The sequence below is a fragment of the Aliiroseovarius sp. PTFE2010 genome, from assembly GCF_049943335.1.
Taxonomy (GTDB): domain Bacteria; phylum Pseudomonadota; class Alphaproteobacteria; order Rhodobacterales; family Rhodobacteraceae; genus JBNFVY01.
In genome coordinates this window covers 1-20,071 of the sequence record NZ_JBNFVY010000008.1, presented here as the reverse complement: position 1 = coordinate 20,071, position 20,071 = coordinate 1, and the positions used below count along the sequence as shown (strand labels likewise).

General features: G+C 60.3%; 17 protein-coding genes and 1 tRNA gene. 11 read left to right on the top strand and 7 right to left on the bottom strand.

What is annotated here, in order from left to right; all coding sequences use genetic code 11:
* The first annotated feature begins 23 nt into the window (after window positions 1-23).
* The 5 genes from ACP2AV_RS11605 (at window position 24) to ACP2AV_RS11585 (ending at window position 6,317) form a co-directional block, all read left to right on the top strand.
* A complete protein-coding gene (locus ACP2AV_RS11605; protein ID WP_426372890.1) occupies window positions 24-1,370 on the top strand; it encodes a M16 family metallopeptidase in 1,347 nt (448 codons plus the stop codon).
* Entirely contained in the window at window positions 1,367-2,683 is a 1,317-nt protein-coding gene (locus ACP2AV_RS11600; protein ID WP_426372889.1) for a M16 family metallopeptidase, read from the top strand. The genes ACP2AV_RS11605 and ACP2AV_RS11600 overlap by 4 nt, the downstream gene beginning before the upstream one ends.
* A 63-nt stretch (window positions 2,684-2,746) precedes the next feature.
* The gene (gene mutL, locus ACP2AV_RS11595; protein WP_426372888.1) at window positions 2,747-4,624 is read left to right on the top strand and encodes a DNA mismatch repair endonuclease MutL; all 1,878 of its coding nucleotides are present in this window, start codon (window positions 2,747-2,749) and stop codon (window positions 4,622-4,624) included.
* Window positions 4,621-5,850, top strand: coding sequence for a DNA recombination protein RmuC (locus ACP2AV_RS11590; protein WP_426372887.1), 1,230 nt, complete (start codon window positions 4,621-4,623; stop codon window positions 5,848-5,850). The genes mutL and ACP2AV_RS11590 overlap by 4 nt, the downstream gene beginning before the upstream one ends.
* A 68-nt stretch (window positions 5,851-5,918) precedes the next feature.
* The gene (locus tag ACP2AV_RS11585) at window positions 5,919-6,317 is read left to right on the top strand and encodes a DUF3775 domain-containing protein (protein WP_426372886.1); all 399 of its coding nucleotides are present in this window, start codon (window positions 5,919-5,921) and stop codon (window positions 6,315-6,317) included.
* Window positions 6,318-6,491: 174 nt separating this feature from the next.
* Here ACP2AV_RS11585 and ACP2AV_RS11580 read toward each other — a convergent pair whose 3' ends face one another.
* The 3 genes from ACP2AV_RS11580 to ACP2AV_RS11570 all read right to left on the bottom strand — a co-directional run bounded on the left by ACP2AV_RS11580 (window position 6,492) and on the right by ACP2AV_RS11570 (window position 8,733).
* Window positions 6,492-8,273 carry a PHA/PHB synthase family protein gene (locus ACP2AV_RS11580; RefSeq protein ID WP_426372885.1) on the bottom strand — a complete coding sequence of 594 codons (1,782 nt, stop codon included), beginning with the start codon at window positions 8,271-8,273 and terminating at the stop codon, window positions 6,492-6,494.
* Window positions 8,274-8,463: 190 nt separating this feature from the next.
* A complete protein-coding gene (gene ykgO / locus ACP2AV_RS11575; protein ID WP_005850168.1) occupies window positions 8,464-8,589 on the bottom strand; it encodes a type B 50S ribosomal protein L36 in 126 nt (41 codons plus the stop codon).
* A gap of 69 nt (window positions 8,590-8,658) precedes the next feature.
* Window positions 8,659-8,733: transfer RNA gene (locus ACP2AV_RS11570), tRNA-Val, on the bottom strand.
* A 163-nt stretch (window positions 8,734-8,896) separates the two neighbouring features.
* Here ACP2AV_RS11570 and ACP2AV_RS11565 point away from each other — a divergent pair.
* A complete protein-coding gene (locus ACP2AV_RS11565; protein WP_426372884.1) occupies window positions 8,897-9,757 on the top strand; it encodes an N-formylglutamate amidohydrolase in 861 nt (286 codons plus the stop codon).
* 101 nt (window positions 9,758-9,858) lie between these two features.
* Here the strand turns inward: ACP2AV_RS11565 and ACP2AV_RS11560 are convergent, their stop codons facing one another.
* Both ACP2AV_RS11560 and pyrF read right to left on the bottom strand, forming a co-directional pair.
* On the bottom strand, window positions 9,859-11,112 hold the full coding sequence (locus ACP2AV_RS11560) for a DNA polymerase IV (protein ID WP_426372882.1): 1,254 nt from the start codon (window positions 11,110-11,112) through the stop codon (window positions 9,859-9,861).
* A gap of 69 nt (window positions 11,113-11,181) precedes the next feature.
* Window positions 11,182-11,871, bottom strand: coding sequence for an orotidine-5'-phosphate decarboxylase (gene pyrF / locus ACP2AV_RS11555; protein WP_426372881.1), 690 nt, complete (start codon window positions 11,869-11,871; stop codon window positions 11,182-11,184).
* Between the two features lie 103 nt (window positions 11,872-11,974).
* Here pyrF and ACP2AV_RS11550 point away from each other — a divergent pair, with 103 nt between their 5' ends.
* Complete coding sequence (locus tag ACP2AV_RS11550) at window positions 11,975-12,733, top strand: hypothetical protein (protein WP_426372880.1); 759 nt, start codon at window positions 11,975-11,977, stop codon at window positions 12,731-12,733.
* Here the strand turns inward: ACP2AV_RS11550 and ACP2AV_RS11545 are convergent.
* The gene (locus ACP2AV_RS11545) at window positions 12,719-12,970 is read right to left on the bottom strand and encodes a hypothetical protein (protein WP_426372879.1); all 252 of its coding nucleotides are present in this window, start codon (window positions 12,968-12,970) and stop codon (window positions 12,719-12,721) included. The genes ACP2AV_RS11550 and ACP2AV_RS11545 overlap by 15 nt on opposite strands.
* A gap of 297 nt (window positions 12,971-13,267) precedes the next feature.
* Between ACP2AV_RS11545 and clpB the strand changes: the two genes are divergently transcribed.
* The gene (gene clpB, locus ACP2AV_RS11540) at window positions 13,268-15,886 is read left to right on the top strand and encodes an ATP-dependent chaperone ClpB (protein WP_426372878.1); all 2,619 of its coding nucleotides are present in this window, start codon (window positions 13,268-13,270) and stop codon (window positions 15,884-15,886) included.
* 50 nt (window positions 15,887-15,936) lie between these two features.
* Here the strand turns inward: clpB and ACP2AV_RS11535 are convergent, their stop codons facing one another.
* Window positions 15,937-16,419, bottom strand: coding sequence for a fasciclin domain-containing protein (locus ACP2AV_RS11535; protein WP_426372877.1), 483 nt, complete (start codon window positions 16,417-16,419; stop codon window positions 15,937-15,939).
* Between the two features lie 273 nt (window positions 16,420-16,692).
* Between ACP2AV_RS11535 and ACP2AV_RS11530 the strand changes: the two genes are divergently transcribed.
* From ACP2AV_RS11530 to msrQ, 3 genes are all read left to right on the top strand, one after another.
* Window positions 16,693-18,195 (top strand): FMN-binding glutamate synthase family protein, encoded by a 1,503-nt coding sequence (locus ACP2AV_RS11530; RefSeq protein ID WP_426372979.1) that lies wholly within the window; start codon window positions 16,693-16,695, stop codon window positions 18,193-18,195.
* A gap of 67 nt (window positions 18,196-18,262) precedes the next feature.
* Window positions 18,263-19,165: a protein-methionine-sulfoxide reductase catalytic subunit MsrP gene (gene msrP / locus ACP2AV_RS11525; protein WP_426372876.1), complete on the top strand. Its 903-nt coding sequence runs from the start codon at window positions 18,263-18,265 to the stop codon at window positions 19,163-19,165.
* The gene (gene msrQ, locus ACP2AV_RS11520) at window positions 19,165-19,782 is read left to right on the top strand and encodes a protein-methionine-sulfoxide reductase heme-binding subunit MsrQ (RefSeq protein ID WP_426372875.1); all 618 of its coding nucleotides are present in this window, start codon (window positions 19,165-19,167) and stop codon (window positions 19,780-19,782) included. The genes msrP and msrQ overlap by 1 nt, the downstream gene beginning before the upstream one ends.
* Window positions 19,783-20,071 lie beyond the last annotated feature (289 nt).

The following is a 20,071-nucleotide window of genomic DNA, read 5'->3' as shown; positions in this document are numbered from 1 at the left end:
GCTGACCCTGCGCCGGAGACGCCATGTTTAGATTGATCGCCGCCGCCGTGCTCGGCGTGGTTGCTGCCCTGCCTGCGCGCGCCGCAGACCCGACGACGTTCACCTTGGACAACGGGATGGAGGTCGTCGTTCTTGAAGATCACCGCGCGCCCCTTGTGGTGCACATGGTGTGGTATCGCGTCGGCGCCGCGGACGAGCCGCCGGGGAAATCGGGAATCGCGCATTTCCTGGAACACCTGCTGTTCAAAGGGACCGACAAGCTGGCCGCTGGGGAATTCAGTGAAACAGTGGCGTTGAACGGGGGATCGGACAACGCTTTCACCTCGCAAGATTATACGGCCTATTTCCAACGCGTCGCCGCCGACCGGCTTGGACTCATGATGGAAATGGAAGCGGACAGGATGCGAAACCTCAAGATGACGGACGAGGATTTTGCGACGGAAAAGCAGGTGGTTCTGGAAGAGCGGAACATGCGGATTGAAAACGATCCGAACGCGCTTTTCAGTGAACAGCGTGACGCGGCGCAGTATTTGAATCATCCATACGGCATTCCGACCATCGGCTGGAAACATGAGATCGAAGCGTTGACGCGCGACGACGCCTACGATTTTTATGCGAAATACTACGCGCCGAACAACGCGATCCTTGTCGTTGCCGGCGATGTTGACCCGCAAGATGTTCGCGCACTTGCGAATACGCACTATGGCCCGCTTGCGCCGTCGGAAGGGATCGAGGCGCGACAGCGCCCTCAGGAACCGCCGCAGCTCTCTGAGCGGCGCCTGATGTTTTCCGACCCACGCGTTGCGCAGCCCTATCTTAGCCGCTCATACCTCGCGCCCGAGCGCGACGCCGGTGACCAACAGGGCGCTGCCGCCTTGACCATTTTGTCGCAATTGCTTGGCGGGTCGTCAAATACGTCTGTTTTGGGCCGCAAACTGCAATTCGAAAGCGACGCCGCGGTCTACGTGGGTAGCTACTATCGCGGCCAATCCTATGATGACACGACCTTTACTCTGATCATGGTGCCAAGGCCGGGTTTGTCTTTGGCGCAGGGCGAGACAGCGCTGGATGCCGCTTTGGCCGAATTTTTGACCGAAGGGGTCGATCCAGACCAGTTGGCCCGCGTCAAAATGAAAATGCGCGCCGCGCAGATCTATGGTGATGACAACATCGACGGTCTGGCACGGCGATATGGGGCAGCGCTGACATCGGGGCTGACATTGGCGGATGTGGAGGCTTGGCCGGACGTGATCGATGCGGTGACCGCTCAGGATGTGATGGCGGCCGCCAAAGCTCTATTCGACCCCAGAAAATCCGTGACGGGTTGGGTGTCGCCCGAAACCACTGAGCAGGCCGAGGTGTCGCAATGATCCGATTGATGATTGCCATAGGGGTGATGCTGATCACTGCGCTGCCTTTGCGCGCCGAAATCGCCATTCAGGACGTGACCACTCCGGGGGGCATCAAGGCATGGTTGGTTGAAGAACACTCTTTGCCATTCGTCGCGCTCGAGATGCGGTTCAAGGGCGGCGCGTCGCTGGATCCGGAAGGTAAGCGCGGCGCTGCGACCCTGATGGTGTCGCTTCTCGAAGAAGGCACCGGCGATATGGACGCGCGCGCCTTTGCCGAAGCAACCGAAAGCATCGCCGCATCATTCGGTTTCGATGCCTCGAACGACGGAATTTCCGTATCGGCCCGATTCCTGACCGAGACGCGGGACGAAGCTGTCGATTTGCTGAATGCCGCTTTGACGGCCCCCAATTTCGACGATTTGGCTGTGGAACGGGTGCGGGCGCAACTGATCTCGTCGATCCAGGCGTCCTTGACCGATCCGGGCGATATCCTGTCGCGAAAAGTCGCGGCGATGACATGGGGTGATCATCCCTACGGCTCGTCCTCGGACGGGACCATCGCCAGCGTTTCTGCTCTGACGCGCGATGATCTGATCGCGTCACACCGGGCAACTTTGGCAAAAGATCGTGTGTATGTATCCGCAGTCGGGGATATCACTGCGCAGGAACTGGGGCAGTTGATCGACGAGCTTTTGGGCAGCTTGCCAGACGAAGGCGCGCCGCTGATCGGGCAAGCAACCTATCAGGCCGAACCAGGCGTCACAGTGGTGCCCTATGAAACGCCACAATCTGTTGTGCGGTTCGGGCATCGGGGTATTGCGGAAACAGACCCGGATTTCCTGACCGCTTACGTTCTGAACGAAATTTTCGGCGGAGGAACCGATAGTCGGTTGCACAGCGAAGTTCGGGAAAAACGCGGATTGACCTATGGCATCGGAACATGGCTGGCCTCGCGCCCCTATGGCGATACGCTGGGCGGGCAATTTGCCACGGGCAACGCGCGCGTGGGTGAAGCCATTGAGGTGATTGAAACCGAATGGGCCAAAATCTCGGAAAACGGCATCTCGCAGCAGGAACTGGACGACGCCAAGAAATACCTGACGGGCGCATATCCGTTGCGGTTCGATTCGAACGCGGCGATTGCGAATATTCTGGCGTCCATGCAGTTCCGCGGCCAAACTAAGGACTACGTTATCGATCGAAACGACCGGGTGAACGCCATCACCTTGGACGAGATCAACCGCGTCGCAGCCCGCCTTTACCGGCCTGAAGACCTGTTTTTCGTGATCGTTGGTCAGCCCGAGGGATTGAGCGAACCGCCAGCCAACTGAGCCACCGCAGCGCACAAGGATTGAACTGGTCGAATCGGCCGATCGCATGCTAGATTTAGCTGCATGAATGCCGCCCACCCCAACATAAGCGAAAACCGTCCGGTAATCCGTCAATTGGATGATGCTGCCATCAACAGGATTGCAGCAGGCGAGGTTGTCGAACGTCCTGCATCCGCCGTCAAGGAACTGATCGAAAACGCGCTGGATGCAGGGGCACGCAGAATTGACGTGGCGTATGCCGATGGGGGCAAGACACTGATCCGCGTGACGGACGATGGGTGTGGCATGGATGCGCGCGACCTGCCGCTGGCGCTGTCGCGCCATGCCACGTCGAAAATCGATGGGTCCGACTTGCTCGCAATTCAGTCCTTCGGCTTTCGGGGCGAGGCTTTGCCATCGCTTGGTGCGGTCGGTCGTCTGACAATCACCTCGCGCGCGTCGGGATGCGACGGGTGCAGCGTAGCGGTCTCGGGCGGGTCGATGGGGCCAGTTAAGCCGGCAGCGCATTCCAGCGGTACCGTTGTTGAATTGCGTGACCTGTTTTATGCCACGCCCGCGCGTCTGAAATTCATGCGAACCGACCGCGCCGAAGCGCAGGCCATCACGGATGTGGTCAAACGGCTGGCCATGGCCGAACCCTTCGTGGGGTTCACTCTGCGCGATCTCTCCGCTGGCGGCGACGGCCGGGTAACGTTCCGAAGCGATCCGGAATCGGGCGATCTTTTCGACGCGCTGCACGGACGTTTGGCGCGTGTGCTTGGGGTGGAATTCGCCGAAAACGCCCTGCGTGTCGATGCGGAACGCGACGGGTTGCACCTGACAGGATATGCCGCGCTGCCGACATATTCGCGTGGGTCAGCGGTTGCACAATTCCTGTTCGTGAACGGACGTCCGGTGCGGGACAAGCTGCTGATCGGTGCGCTGCGCGGCGCCTATCACGACTTTTTGTCGCGCGATCGCCATCCGGCGGCCTGCCTGTTCATCGACTGCGATCCGCATCTTGTCGACGTGAATGTCCATCCGGCCAAGTCCGAAGTCAGGTTCCGCGAACCGGGTATCGTGCGTGGCCTGATCGTGTCCGCGCTGCGCCATGCTTTGGCCGAGGCGGGCCACCGGGCGTCGACCACAGTAGCAGACGCCACGCTTGGGGCCTTTCGACCGGAGCCCACAGAGCCGCGTGTGTACCAGATGGACCGGCCGCAAAACCGGTATCCTACCCCACCAGCGGCGGGCGGCGGATGGACCGCGCAGGGCATCGAGCCCCACGCGCCCCAGGCCGCTGACGTGCCGGGATTTGCGGAAATGGCCGCAAGCTATTCGGCGCGGGTCGAGCCGGTTGACGATTCACCCGCGCTTGAGGCGTTGCCCCTTGGAGCAGCGCGCGCGCAGGTCCACGAAAACTACATCGTCGCCCAAACCGAGCGCGGCATGGTGATCGTTGATCAGCATGCTGCACACGAACGTTTGGTCTACGAAAAACTGAAACGCCAGATGGCTGACAACGGCGTCGCCAGCCAAGCGCTTTTGATCCCCGAGATCGTTGAGCTGTCAGGCGGTGATGCGCAACGTCTTCTTGACGTTGCGGAGGACCTGGCGCGACTGGGCCTTGTGATCGAACCGTTCGGTGGCGGCGCGGTCGCGGTGCGCGAAACCCCGGCCTTGCTTGGGGAAATCAATGCGCGTGCGATGATTCTGGATATTCTGGACGAACTTGCCGACCAGGGCGAAAGCCTATCGGTTCAAACTAAGCTGGAAGCGGTTCTGAGCCGTGTCGCTTGCCACGGCTCAATCCGGTCGGGCCGCCGGATGCAGGCCGCCGAAATGAACGCGCTTTTGCGAGAGATGGAGGCAACGCCGCATTCGGGGCAATGCAACCACGGGCGCCCAACCTACGTAGAGCTGAGGCTGAGCGACATTGAGCGCCTGTTCGGGCGCACATGATTGAGATCGGCGATCGCACATTCGCAATCGGTGACCCGTTGGTCATTGGCACCCTTGCCGGCGCTGCGATTGTTTTATTGATCCTGCTGCTTCTCGCGCTGTCGCTCAGGGCCGCCCGCAAGACGGCGTCGATGTCCGAGCCATTGATCTGGCAGATGAACGAACTGGGCAAATCCGTACAAACTCTGGGCAGTGGGCAAGAGCAATTGGCCGGAGGGCTGCGCAGTGTGTCCGATGCCCAGCAGACCGGGCAAAGCCAGATGTTGCAGCAAATGGAGCAGCGTCTGGCGCAGGTGCAGGCCCAGATGAATGACCGTCTGCACGACAATGCCCTAAGGTCCGCGCGCAGCCTGGCCGAGATGCAGGAAAAAATGAATGATACGCTGAAGGGCGGATCGGAAAAAACCACCAAGTCCCTGACCGAACTGCAAGAGCGACTGGCGACGATCGACAAGGCGCAAGCGAACATCGAAAAGCTATCGGGCGATGTGCTCAGCCTGCAGGATATCCTGTCGAACAAGCAGACCCGAGGCGCATTTGGCGAAATCCAGCTGCAGGATATCGTCAGCAAGGCGCTACCGTCGGACAGCTACGCGTTTCAGGCCACCCTGTCGAACGGCCGGCGCGCTGACTGCTTGATCCACCTGCCAAATCCGCCCGGCCCAATTGTCATCGACAGCAAATTTCCACTGGAAGCTTACGAGACACTGAGGCGGGCCGAAACGCAAGGCCAAGTTGCAGAGGCGACCAAGCTGTTGCGCCAAGCCGTCAAGACCCACATCAAGCATATTTCCGAACGCTACATCGTCGACGGGGAAACTGCCGATGGCGCGATCATGTTCCTTCCGTCCGAAGCCGTCTATGCCGAGCTGCACGCGAACCTGCCCGAGGTCGTTCGTGAAGGGTTTGCCGCGCGTGTCTGGATCGTCTCGCCCACCACATGCATGGCGACATTGAACACGATGCGCGCCATTGTGAAGGACGCCCGAATGCGCGAACAGGCCGGGGCCATCCGCAAGACCCTGCAGCTGGTCCACAGGGATGTTGAACTGGTCGTTGAGCGGGTCGGAAAGCTGGACACCCATTTCAACCAGGCCCGCAGAGATCTGGACGACATCACCACCGCCGCCGAACGCGCTGGAAAACGTGCGCAGAAGTTGGATAGTTTCGAATTTGACGAATTGGACACCCCCGAAGCGCAGGTTGTCCCGCTCAAGCGTGATTGATCCACGTCATTTGGAACCATTCGTGTTAGTCTTAGGTTGATCAACGGAACAACCGAAAGGACCGCGCGATGGAACTTAGCGAACGCAAGATTGCCTATGTGGTGGTGCGTGCACGCGAACTGGAAGCCAAGGTCGGCCGCTGGGATGCCCCAGGCGACGTAGCTGATGCGGACACGATTCTGGAAAATCGTGGCAGCGACCTGACCGATGACGAATTGACGTCCTTCATCGACGACATGAACTCGGACGAAAAGTCTGAACTGGTTGCCTTGACCTGGATAGGGCGCGAAACGTTCACGGCAGACGACTGGCGCGAAGCCGTCCAAACCGCGCGCAACGAACGCATCACCAAAACGTCTAGCTATCTGTTGGGTATTCCGTTGTTGTCCGATTATCTTCAAAGTGGTGCAGAAGCGATGGGATTGGACATTCAGGACGACGTTGACGATCTCTATGCTCACCACTAGACGGGCGCTTTCCCGGCGCGGCAACAATGGCCGCGCGGGTCCGTGCCCATGCACGCGGATCGAATTGTTCGTGCCGCTTCAGGGCCACAAGTCACTGGCCGCGCGTTTCAACAGAAATGGTCATGCCGCCATACCGGGGGCAGGGGCCAAGCGCCCACCTTGGCATCCAAACGCTCATTTTTGAAAGATATAGGTGCCCGGCGCGTCACCGAGTGGGGGGTAACCTGCCGTCGGCGCACCAAGAGCGGGCGGCGCGACGCGCGAAGAAGAATGCGCAGCGAGCCAGCCGGCCCATTCCGGCCACCACGAGCCATCTTGGGGGTCATGTCGCGCCAACCACGTGTCCGGGTCCAGATAGAGTGCCCCGGCCTTGCGATGCGAAATGCGGTAGTGCCGACCTTTGTGGCCCGGTTCGGAAAGGATGCCACCGTTGTGCCCGCCCTTGGTCAGCAGAAAGTGCAGGTCATTGTCGGTAAATAGCTTTGCCTTATAGACCGAGCGCCACGGCGCGATGTGATCGGCTTCGGTTCCGACAACGAACATCGGCGCGGTGATATCTTTGAGCGCGATGACCCGTCCGTCGACTGCAAAGCGCCCGCCGGTCAAACGGTTTTCCAGAAACAGGCCGCGCAGGTATTCCGAATGCATCCGGGCGGGCATGCGTGTGGTGTCAGCGTTCCACACGCCAATGTCGCTGGGCACGTCCTGTTCGCCCAGGAAATAACGTTTGACTGCGCGCGACCAGATCAGGTCTTCCGCCCGTATCGCGGCAAAGGCGCCAGACATTTGCGGGCGATCCAGATAGCCCTGTTCCCACATCATGTCTTCCAGAAACGCGACCTGGCTGTCGTCGAGAAACAGCAACAATTCGCCCGCTTCGGTGAAGTCAGTTTGTGCGGCCATCAGCGTGGCACTGGCCAGCCGGTCATCGCCATCGCGCGCCATGGTGGCGGCTGCGATCGCCAGCATTGTACCACCCAGACAATAGCCGACCGCGTGGATCTTCTGACCTGGCACGATCGCTTCGACCGCGTCCAGCGCACGCATGACACCGTCGCGGCGGTAGTCGTCCAGCCCGAGGTTACGCTTTTCCGCGCCCGGGTTTGTCCATGAAATGGCAAAGACGGTGTGGCCCTGATCGACAAGGTATCGGATCAGCGAATTGTGGGGCGACAGGTCAAGAATATAGTACTTCATGATCCATGCCGGGATGATCAGCACAGGTTCGGCGTGGACCGTTTCGGTGGTCGGACTGTACTGAATCAGCTCGAAAATCTCATTTCGGTAGACGACTTTACCCGGGGTGCAGGCGATGTCGCGGCCGATTTTGTGGCCCGGTGGGGCGGTCTTGGGGGTCTGGGTCAGGGCTGAATGAGCGTCCTGCAACCAATTGATTGCCCCATCGGCCAGATTTTTGCCGCCTGTGTCGCGGGTCTTTTCCAGAATGGCGGGGTTGAGCCATGGGAAGTTGGACGGCGACAACGTGTCGAGCGTTTGGCGGATAATGAAACCGGTGCGATCTGCATCACGCGGATGCAGCCCGCGCAGGCCCTTGGTCGAGGCTTCCCACCATTCCTGTGTGGCCAGAAAAGCCTGCTGCCAGAACACGAACGGGTGCTTTTGCCAATCGGGATGGGCAAAGCGATGGTCCTGCTTGCGCGGCACAAAGGGCGCTGGTGGCGGGTCGTCGCGACGCATCATGCTGTCCAGCGCGAACCATCCCAATTTGGCGGTGTTTTCCTGCGCCAATTCGAACAGCTCCAATTGCCGCCCCGGCGCGCGGGCCAGATGCATGGTCCAATCGCTGAGCGCGCCGAAGGTGGCATAAGGCGAAACCCCGGCGGTCAGTCTTGAAACCGAGGCCCGCACCGAACGATCCAAGCCTTCGTGCCGACGCATCGGCACAGGGGCGTCGGGGCGCAAAGCGGGCAGGGCAGGTTTGGGGATGTCGGGCATAGCCGCGCCTTTGGTTTGGGGTCGCGCCACTATTGCGCGCCGCGCCCAACCTTGCCTTGATCTGCATCACATGCGCGCCGCTCGCGGCCATCGGGGTGATACAGCCTGCGCCGTGCATGCCAAAAGGGCCGCCCGGTATCCCGAGGCGGCCCTTTGACTGTCGCGTCCGGCCCGAAGGCCGACATCGGGCTTAGCCCTGACGTGCTTTGAAGCGGCGCTGTGTCTTGTTGATCACGTAGACGCGGCCTTTACGGCGCACCACGCGGCAATCACGGTGCCGGTTCTTAAGCGAGCGGAGCGAGTTGCGGACTTTCATGGCCCTTCTCCTTCTTCGCGGCGCTATTGGCTGCGCCAGTTGATCCTGTGCCCTTTTCGGGGCGGTGAATGGTGGGCGTAACAAGGTTCGAACTTGTGACCCCTTCGATGTCAACGAAGTGCTCTACCACTGAGCTATACGCCCTCCGTCGCGTTCGTCTTGCCAGCCGGGGCATGCGACCCAACAAACAAGACGCGGGAAATCCCCGCGCCGGTTTGCGAGCGTATAAAAGGAGTCGGTGTGGCTTTCAAGAGCTTTTGGCAATGAAAAGAATCCCGCTATAGTAGAGCCAATGAAGGGAATACGAATGAGCGCACATGCCTATCGCCTTGTCAGGCCGGATGTTCAACGGACAAGTGTGGTTTTCGCATCGCCACACAGTGGCCGCAACTATGACGACCATTTCCTGAACAATGCCGTTCTGGACGCCCACACCTTGCGCTCATCCGAGGACGCTTTTGTCGACATGTTGTTCGACACAGCCCCCGACGTGGGCGCACCTTTCCTGACAGCCGTAGCGCCGCGCGCCTGGGTCGATCTGAACCGCGCCTCCGAGGAACTGGACCCGGCCCTGATTGAAGGGGTGCGCCGGACATCGCACAACCCGCGTGTCAGTTCGGGACTTGGGGTGATTCCGCGCGTGGTCTCTAACGGGCGCGCAATTTATTCGGGCAAGATGCCGTTGAGTGAGGCGCAGGCCCGGCTGGAGCGCGTTTGGCATCCGTATCACGACAAGCTGACGCAGTTGCTTGAAGACACCGGGCGCCTGTTCGGTGAGGCGATTCTGATCGATTGCCATTCCATGCCGCATGAGGCCGTCGCGAACCATACGCCGCGTCACCGCAAGACGCCGGACGTTGTTTTGGGGGATCGCTACGGGGCGTCGGCCGATCCGCGGATCACCGCCGAGATCGAACACCTTTTTACCTGCGAGGGTTTGACGGTCGCGCGCAACACGCCATTCGCCGGCGCCTATGTGGCCCAGCAATACGGCCGCCCGTCGCGCGGGCAGCACGTGATCCAGATCGAAATCGACCGATCACTTTATATGGACGAAAGTACCATTCAGCCGAATGACGACTTTGCGGCGACCAAGGACATGATGGCACGCATTGTTGCCGGCATCGCCGGGCTGTGCGAATCCGATATGCCTATGGCCGCGGAATAACCGCCCGGCCGGCAAGCGATGCGGCTGATGGATCAGGGCAGAGGTCAGCGCAGAGTCGACAACGCAAACAAACGCAAACAAAATTCCGGGAAACTGAGTCGTTACCGCAGAGCACGGCCCTTGACGATTGCGTCGGCCCCGAAGCGCGCGCGGATTGCGTCTGTCGCCTGCTCGGCGCGGGCGCGTTTCGCGGCGTCGGGGTCCAGAAGGTCTGCTGTCAGATCGGCATCTTCGGCGCTGGTGATATCGGACAGACCCACCCCGATCAGCCGAAAGGGGCCGGCGTCTTGTACATGATCCAAAAGGCTGCGGACTTCGCGATAAATGCGATCTGCAATCTGGGTCGCATCACCAAGCGCATGGCGACGGGTGAGCGACGAAAAGTCTGCGCGCTTGAGTTTCAGCGTGACCACCCGCCCCGCCTTGCCCTTGGCCTTGGCCCGGTCGGCCACCTGCTCGGACAGGCGCCACAGATGCCCGTCCAGCAAATCCCGATCGGCGGTGTCCTGGGAAAACGTGGTTTCCTTGGAAATGCTCTTTACCGGTGCGTGGGCCGAAATGCGCCGCCCGTCCAGACCGCGCGCGATATGCCACAACCGGTCGCCCATCGTGCCGAAGCGTTGGGCCAGATCGCGCCGGTCCCACCGAAGGATATCGTTGATCGTGCGAATGCCCGCGCGTTCCAGAGACGCTTGCGCAGCCGGGCCGATCCCCCAGATGATCCGCACCGGCTTGTCGCGCAAAAAGGCTTCGGTTTCGGCCTTGCCGATCACGGAAAACCCCCGCGGTTTGTCCAGATCAGAGGCCACCTTGGCCAGGAATTTGTTGTGCGACAGCCCGATTGAACCTGTGATCCCGATTTCGTCCTTCATGCGTTTGGTCAGTCGCGCCAGCATCACCGCTGGGGGCGCGCCGTGCAGCTTGGCGGTGCCGGTCATATCCAAAAACGCTTCGTCCAGCGACAGCGGCTCAATCACCGGGGTCAGTTCGTCCATCAGGGCGCGCACCTGTCGTGAAACTTGGGCGTAGACCTGCATCCGGCCTTTGATGACCACGGCATCCGGGCACAGTTTCATTGCCTGAAACATCGGCATCGCCGACCGCACACCGCGGATTCGCGCGATATAGCAGGCGGTCGATACCACCCCGCGCTTGCCGCCACCGATGATAACCGGTTTGTCGCGCAAGGCGGGATTGTCGCGCTTTTCGACGCTGGCGTAGAAGGCGTCGCAATCCATGTGCGCAATGGTCAGGTCAAAGAGTTCGGGATGCGAAAGGACACGCGGCTGACCGCAATTGGGGCAGCGCGCCCCGGCGTCGAACTGATGCAGGCAGTCGCGGCAGAGAGATGGCATCGAAAGCTCCTGTCGATACCTTGATGATACTGTCCGGCGTGCCAAAAGGACAGGGCCGGAGCGGGGGCGTCAGGCCAATTCGGCCACGACGTCGCGTGCGGCCTGCGCCGGATCGTCCGCCTGCCAGATCGGGCGGCCGACCACGATGTGGTCCGCGCCGTCGTTGATCGCCTGGGCCGGGGTTGCTACGCGTTTCTGATCGCCCAAGGCTGCCCCGACAGGGCGCACACCGGGCGTAACGATCAGCTTGCCGGCGGCCTCGGGCAGCGCACGAATCAGCGCCGCTTCCTGTGGCGAGGCGATGACTCCGTCCGCCCCGGCAGCAAAAGCATTGCCCGCCCGTTCCAGCACCAGTTCGCGCAGATCGCCGGTTTTGATCAGGGCGCCGTCCAGATCATCGCGGTCCAGCGATGTCAGGATCGTCACGGCAAGGATTTTCAGGTCTTTGCCCGCGGCCCCTTCTTTGGCGGCGCGCACCACGTAGGGGTCGCCGTGAACGGTAAGGAAATCCAGATCAAACTGTGCCAGCCCACGCACGGCGGCTTCCACCGTGGCGCCGATGTCAAAGAGTTTCATATCGAGAAAAATACGCTTTCCCCGCGCCTGCTTCAGTTCATTCGCCAACGCAAGGCCACCCCCCGTCAGCATACCCAAGCCGATTTTGTAGAACGACACCGCGTCGCCCAGTTTGTCGGCCAATTCCAGCCCGGCAATTGCATTTGGGACATCAAGGGCGACAATCAGGCGGTCATCGGACATTTGGGCGCTCCGGGTTGTGGGTTTGAAATGCACTTGCAGAATTGGGAAATCGCCGTCAAGTAAACATGATGATTTCTTTCTGTTGCATGGTGGCATGGATCTGATGGCGAAGAACATCGTGGTTTCCGCTCCGCGCAGTGGGCTGAACTGGATCAGGTACTGTGTCGAAACGTTCGCAGGCGTCAAAACGCCGGGAAAGACATCGCTATTGCCCGGTGACGAAAACACGCAAGAGGCCTTTCTAAGGACGCATGATGCCCTGGGGTGGACGCGGCGCAGGCGACACGGGGCGTGGCAAAATATTCCGCGATCCGAGGCGCAACAGGCCAAAGTATCGTTGGTGCTGCGTGATCCGTTGGAGAGCTATGTGCGCATGGCAGATAGCAAGCTGCGGAATTTCGGATGCTATGTCGGCAACATTCGCTTCTTGTCGCGGTGCCAAGACGCAGATGTTCGCGTCTTTTATTACGAGGATCTGACAACCAACCCCGAAACCATGATGAGCCTGCTGGATTTTCTGGATCTGAAGGATCTGCCCGGATCGACAGGCTATTCACTGGAAGTCCTGAGGGGGCGGTGGGATGAACTGGCTGAGTCCAGCCGCAATATGTACGACGTTAAACAGGCGGTTGGGGGCGGTTCAAAGACCAAAAAGGCCCCACGGGATTTCAAGTTTCATCAGAAACGTTTGTCGGAACAAGACAAGCGCAGGGTTTTCAATTTCCTGCGCTGCGTCCTGACCGAAGAGGAATACCGGCTGCTTGAGCGCTACGATGTCCCGCCGTACGACGACGGCGCAGAGTCTGCGCTGTTTCGGTCAGCGCGGGCGGTACTTGGGAAATTGTCGTCAAGCCGCGTGTGACACCTTCGACGTCATCGGCCTCAGCCGCGACATCAATTCGTGCACGTTTTGTGCCCGGCGCACCTTGGCTTGGACAACCAATGACCGCGCCACGGTTTCGAAATCGGCTGTGATCGGGGCTTTGAGGCTGGTGGGAAACCCCAATCGGTCGCCCGCCTCGTGCAGGATCACCAACGCCTCGAATTGCTGGTCGGCGGCATTGTAGGTCAGGTTGGTAACCTCGGTCGCATAATTCATGTCGGGCTTCCCCGTGTTGACTGCTCTGACTGCCACGTATGTTTGACGGCCTGATTTGACAACGCGGACGGTGCGAAATTGTTCCCCTCAATGCGCGGGCGGCATTTAGCCATGAATGGCCCTGAATTGAATGGCCCTGAATTGGCGTGCCGCGCCGGGCGTCCGTCTGTGTGGATTTTCGCACAGGCTAACTTGAACCGGCCTGCGCAACTTCCCATCTGAAGATCAAGGCCCATCGCCGGGTGCGCCGCCAAGTGGGTGCCGGGCAGTCAGGGTGCTATAAAAGGAGAACTGCCGATGGATATGGAAAAATTCACGGAGCGGTCGCGGGGATTTCTGCAAGCGGCCCAGACGATTGCTTTGCGCGAAGGTCACCAGCGTCTGGTGCCCGAGCATTTGCTTAAAGCGCTGTTGGACGATGAAGAAGGTCTTGCCTCGAACTTGATAAAACGCGCCGGGGGCGAACCCGCGCGCGTCAGCGAAACGGTCGAGGCGAACCTGGCCAAGCTGCCCAAGGTCAGTGGTGACGCAGGGCAGACCTATATGGATCAACAGACCGCCAAGGTCTTGGACGAAGCGCAAAAACTGGCCAAAAAGGCCGGCGACAGCTTTGTGCCGGTCGAACGCATCCTGACCGCGCTGGCCGTGGTCAAATCCGGCGCCAAAGACGCGCTGGATGCTGGTGCCGTGACGGCGATGAAGCTGAACAGCGCAATCAACGATTTGCGCAAGGGCCGCACGGCCAACTCGGCAAGCGCGGAAGAAGGGTATGACGCGCTCAAGAAATATGCGCGTGACCTGACCGAAGCGGCCGAGCAGGGCAAGATCGACCCGATCATTGGCCGGGATGAAGAAATTCGCCGGTCCATGCAGGTGCTGTCGCGCCGGACCAAGAACAATCCGGTGCTGATCGGTGAACCCGGCGTGGGTAAGACCGCGATTGCGGAAGGCTTGGCCTTGCGCATCATCAATGGCGATGTGCCCGAGAGCCTGAAGAACAAGCGCTTGTTGGCGCTGGACATGGGCGCGTTGATTGCCGGTGCCAAATATCGCGGTGAATTCGAAGAACGCCTGAAGGCGATCTTGTCCGAAATCACCGCCGCTGCGGGTGAAATCATCCTGTTCATCGACGAAATGCACACGCTTGTTGGCGCGGGCAAGACCGATGGCGCGATGGACGCGGCCAACCTGATCAAGCCGGCGCTGGCGCGGGGTGAATTGCACTGCGTGGGTGCCACGACGTTGGACGAATACCGCAAGTACGTGGAAAAAGACGCGGCGCTTGCCCGGCGGTTTCAGCCTGTGATGGTCGAAGAGCCGACGGTGGAAGACACCGTGTCGATTCTGCGCGGCATCAAGGAAAAATACGAAATGCACCACGGCGTGCGGATTTCCGACAGCGCGCTGGTGGCGGCGGCCACGTTGAGCCACCGCTATATCACGGACCGCTTCTTGCCCGACAAGGCGATTGACCTCATGGACGAGGCCGCCAGCCGTTTGCGGATGGAGGTCGACAGCAAGCCAGAGGAACTGGACCAGCTGGATCGCCAGATCCTGCAGCTTCAGATCGAAGCTGAGGCGCTGAAGAAAGAAGACGACGATGCGTCCAAGTCGCGGCTGGAAAAGCTCGAGGCTGAGCTGGCGGGTCTGCAGGAAAAATCCGATTCCATGACCGCCAAATGGCAGTCTGAACGCGACAAGCTGGAAGGCGCGCGCGAGTTGAAAGAACAGCTGGATCAGGCGCGGGCCGATCTGGACATCGCCAAGCGGCACGGTGATCTGGGCAAGGCGGGCGAGCTGTCTTATGGGGTAATCCCCGAGTTGGAGAAAAAGCTGGCTGCGGCCGAAGTGCAGGAAGACGGCGACCTGATGGTCGAAGAAGCCGTGCGCCCCGAGCAGATCGCCGAGGTGGTCGAACGCTGGACGGGCATTCCCACCAGCAAGATGCTGGAGGGCGAACGCGACAAGCTGCTGCGCATGGAAGACGAGCTTGGCAAGCGCGTGATCGGTCAGAAACAAGCTGTCCGCGCCGTGGCGAACGCCGTGCGCCGTGCGCGTGCGGGCCTGAACGACGAAAATCGTCCGCTGGGCAGTTTCCTGTTCTTGGGCCCGACGGGCGTGGGTAAAACCGAACTGACCAAGGCCGTGGCCGAATATCTGTTCGACGACGACAGCGCGATGGTCCGCATCGACATGTCCGAGTTCATGGAGAAACACGCGGTGGCGCGGCTCATCGGTGCGCCCCCGGGTTATGTCGGCTACGATGAGGGCGGCGTTCTGACCGAAGCCGTGCGCCGGCGCCCCTATCAGGTGATCCTGTTCGACGAGGTCGAAAAGGCCCACCCGGATGTGTTCAACGTGCTGTTGCAGGTGCTGGATGATGGTGTGCTGACCGATGGTCAGGGTCGTACCGTCGACTTCAAGCAGACGCTGATCGTGCTGACCAGCAACCTGGGCGCGCAGGCGCTCAGTCAGCTCCCTGATGGGGCTGATGCTGCCGATGCCAAGCGCGATGTGATGGACGCGGTGCGGGCGCACTTCCGCCCCGAATTCCTGAACCGTCTGGACGAGACGATCATCTTCGATCGCCTTGGCCGCGAGGACATGTCGGGCATCGTTTCGATCCAGTTGGGTCTGCTGCGCAAGCGGCTGGCGCGGCGCGACATTGAGATCGAATTGGACGAGGCGGCCGAAAAGTGGCTGGCCGACGAAGGCTACGATCCGGTGTTCGGTGCTCGCCCGCTCAAGCGCGTGATCCAGCGCGCGGTGCAGGACCCGTTGGCCGAGATGCTGCTGGCTGGCGACATCAAAGACGGCGATACCGTGACGGTCAGCGCCGGGGCCGATGGGCTGATTATCGGCGACAAGGTCGCGACCACAAACCGGCCCAAACCAGACGACGCGGTCGTCCACTGACAAACAAACCCGCCGGAGCGATCCGGCGGGTTTTTTCTTGTATTGCGGGCTTACATGCCTGGCATGATCACCTTGTCGATCACGTGGATGACGCCGTTCGAAGCTTCGATGTCGGCTTGCACGACGTTCGCGCCATCGACGGTCACACCGCCCATGGTGCCGATGGTGACAGTGTCCCCTTGTACGGTGGCGGCCATCATGCCGTCTGACAGATCGCCCGACATCACTTTGCCCGGCACCACGTGATAGGTCAGGATCGACACCAGCTGATCCTTGTTTTCCGGCTTGAGCAGGGTTTCGACCGTCCCGTCGGGCAGGGCAGCAAAAGCCGCGTCGGTTGGTGCGAATACGGTGAAGGGGCCGTCACTCTTGAGCGTGTCGACAAGATCGGCGGCCTGAACTGCGGCGACGAGCGTGTTGAAGTCGTCTGCGCTGACAGCGGTGTCGACGATATCCATACCGTGACCGCCGGCACAGGCTGCGGTGGCAAGGACAGAGGTGGCGGCGAGGGCCATGAAGCTTCTGCGGAACATGAGGTAACTCCCTTTCTGATGATCATGTGACCGGAGTACGAGGCCGCGTTGAATTGGATCACCAAAAAAGCGGGCGGCGCGGGCTTGAACGGGCGCCAATTTGCACCAAGCCCGCGGCATTTTTGGTTTCAAGTCCCAAGTGTGTGATCGGTTGTGAACATCTTGCGAGCGTTTCGTGCCAAACCCACGGCCCCGCCCACGGAAGAATTCGGGTTCCAAACAGACGCCTATGACGTCAAGGTTGGTCTGAAAATGGCAGATCGGAGCGGCTTGATGACAATTCTGGACTGGACGGGCACGGCACTTGAAATCCTCGCGGTGATTTTCGTCGTCGCCGTCGGGGCTTTCATGCTGTCCTTGGTTGCAATGTACTTCATCGATACGACGCAGGCTGGCGATGCCATCCGGCGCAATTATCCGGTGATCGGACGGTTCAGGCACCTGTTTTCAGGACTGGGCGAGTTTTTCCGGCAGTACTTCTTTGCCATGGACCGTGAAGAAATGCCGTTCAACCGGGCGCAGCGCGATTGGATCTACCGGGCCTCGCATGACAAGAGCAATACGGTGGCTTTCGGCTCGACCCGCAATCTGTCGATCCCCGGCACCCCGATCTTCGTCAACGCGGCCTTTCCGCCGTTAGAGGACCAGTTTGCCAAGACCGCCCCGCTGGAAATCGGCCCGCATTGCCGGCACCCGTATGTGGCACCGTCGATCTTCAACATCTCGGGCATGAGCTATGGCGCCATTTCCAAACCCGCAGTGCGTGCGCTGGCGCGCGGTGCGAAAGACGCAGGCATCTGGATGAACACGGGCGAAGGGGGGGTGTCGCCGTTTCATCTGGAATCCGGCTGCGATCTTGTCTACCAGATCGGCACCGCAAAATACGGCGTCCGGGACAAGGCCGGAAATCTGGATGACGACAAGCTGCGCAGGATTGCCGAGCATCCGGAAATCAAGATGTTCGAGATCAAGTTGAGCCAGGGTGCCAAACCCGGCAAGGGCGGCATCCTGCCCGCCGAGAAAATCAACAAGGAAATCCGCGAAATTCGCGGGTTGAGACCCGGCGAAGATGGAATATCCCCCAACCGCCACCGCGAGGTGGATGATTTCGGTGACCTCTTGGACTTTATCGCCCGCATGCGCGAGGTCACCGGCAAGCCCACCGGGTTCAAGGCCGTGATCGGAAGCGCCGATCCGTGGGAAGAGTTCTTTCAGCTGATCCAGGAACGGGGCCCTGAAAGCGCGCCGGATTTCATCACGATAGATGGCGGCGAGGGCGGGACAGGCGCGGCGCCCATGCCGCTTATTGATCTGGTCGGCCTGCCCATCCGCGAGGCGTTGCCCCGCATCGTGGATCTGCGCGACATGCACGGGCTACACGATCGCATCCGGATCATCGCGGCCGGCAAGCTGGTCAATCCCGGCGATCTGGCCTGGGCGCTGTGCGCGGGGGCCGATTTCGTCGCCTCGGCCCGCGGGTTCATGTTTTCGCTGGGCTGTATCCAGGCGCTCAAATGCAACAAGAACACCTGCCCCACAGGGATCACGACCCACGATCCGCACCTGCAAAAGGGGTTGGTTGTGGAAGATAAATACAAGAAAGTCGCCGCCTACGCGCGGTCCATGACATCCGAGCTGGAAACGATCGCCCATTCCGTGGGGGTCACCGAACCGCGCCAGATGCGCCGTCGTCATGTTCGGATCGTGCAGGCCGACGGCAGTTCGATTCCGTTCAACAAGTTATTTCCAAGTTACAATTCTCCAACGCCATCGTGAAAACAGTTTGCTTTGTGTCGCGCCCGTCCCGGGCTAGCTCTGGGGCAACAAAGAACGGAGACAAACGATGGCACGCTGGACCCCTGATCTGAAATATTCAGACATCACGCCCGAACGCACCTACCTCAACCGGCGGGCCGTACTGGCGGGTTTGGGGGCGGCCGGTTTGGTCGCGGGCCCGGCCCGCGCTGCGGGGTTTTCTGTTGAAGAAGTCCCGAACAGCTTTGAAGATATCACCAACTACAACAATTTTTACGAATTCGGCACGGGCAAGGACGATCCGGCCCGCAACGCCCACATGCTGACGACCGATCCGTGGGCCGTGCAGATCGACGGTCTGGTCGACAAGCCGGGCACCTACGATCTGGCTGATGTGCTGGACGGCCTGCCAATCGAAGAACGTGTCTATCGCTTTCGCTGCGTCGAAGCCTGGAGCATGGTTGTGCCATGGAACGGTTTCCAGTTGAGCCACCTGTTGGACAAGGTCGGCGTTCAGCCGTCGGCCAGGTATGTGCGCTTTGAAACGCTGGTCCGACCCGAAGAAATGCCGGGTCAACGCCGCGCGATCTTGGATTGGCCCTATGTCGAAGGGTTGCGTCTGGACGAAGCGATGCACCCGCTGACGCTGGTGGCGACAGGGATCTACGGAAAAGACCTGCCGAACCAGAATGGTGCGCCGCTGCGCTTGGTCGTGCCGTGGAAATACGGTTTCAAATCGATCAAGTCGATTGTGCGGATCACCCTGCAGACCGATCAGCCAATGAACACGTGGAAGGATCAGAACCACCGCGAATACGGGTTCTATTCCAATGTGAATCCCCAGGTCGATCATCCACGTTGGAGCCAGGCAACCGAACGCCGGATCGGCGGGGGGCTGTTTACCAAGCGCCAGCCCACGTTGATGTTCAACGGGTATGAAGACCAGGTGGCCGGCCTATACAAGGGCATGGACCTGTCTCAGGACTTCTGATGCCCCAGTTGCCCCCCCTGTCGCAAACCATCAGTCGCGCGACCCGCAAAGTGCCCGCATGGCCGCTCTATTTTCTGTCGGTCATCCCGCCTGTCTGGTTCTTCTTCCTTGGGATGACCGGGGGTTTGGGCGTCGAGCCGATAAAGGCGCTGGAACACGAACTGGGTGAACTGGGCCTCCAGGTGCTGATCTTGGCGCTGGCCATCACGCCGCTGCGACTGGCCACCGGCATCAACCTGATCAAATATCGCCGGGCTTTGGGCCTGATCGCTTTCTTCTATATCGCTCTGCACCTGTTGGTCTGGCTGGTACTGGACGTTCAAATCGTCAGCCAGATTTTCAAGGACATCGTCAAGCGCCCCTATATCACGATCGGCATGGCGGCCTTCGTCCTGATGATCCCCTTGGCGGCGACTTCCAATAACTGGTCCATCCGTAAGCTTGGCCCGGCCTGGCGCAAATTGCACAAGCTGACCTATGTCGTTGCCGTGCTGGGATCTGTGCATTTCGTGATGCTGGTCAAAGGCTGGCAGGTCGAACCTTTGGTCTATCTGGGAATCATTCTGGGCCTGCTTGCGCTGCGTCTGCCCCAGATCAAGCGAGTCATCCGCACCTGAAGCCCCGATTCCACCACGCGAGTCAGCGATTTTTCCCGGAAATCGGGGGATAGGTCTGTGGATAAGCCTGCCGGGCCAGAATCCTCACGCAAGAGCGAGCGCCAGCATGGTAGTGCCAAGCGTTTGGCGAAAAGAATTCAGCCGCCTAATGCCTTGTTTTTACTAAGATAAGTTAGAAGCGAGAAAAAATCGTCACTTTTCTTGTAAAAAGCCCTTGCGGGTTTTGATAGGTATCCGTAAAAGCCCCTTCACCGGCGGCGCTGAGGCGCTAACGGGACGCCAGACGGGC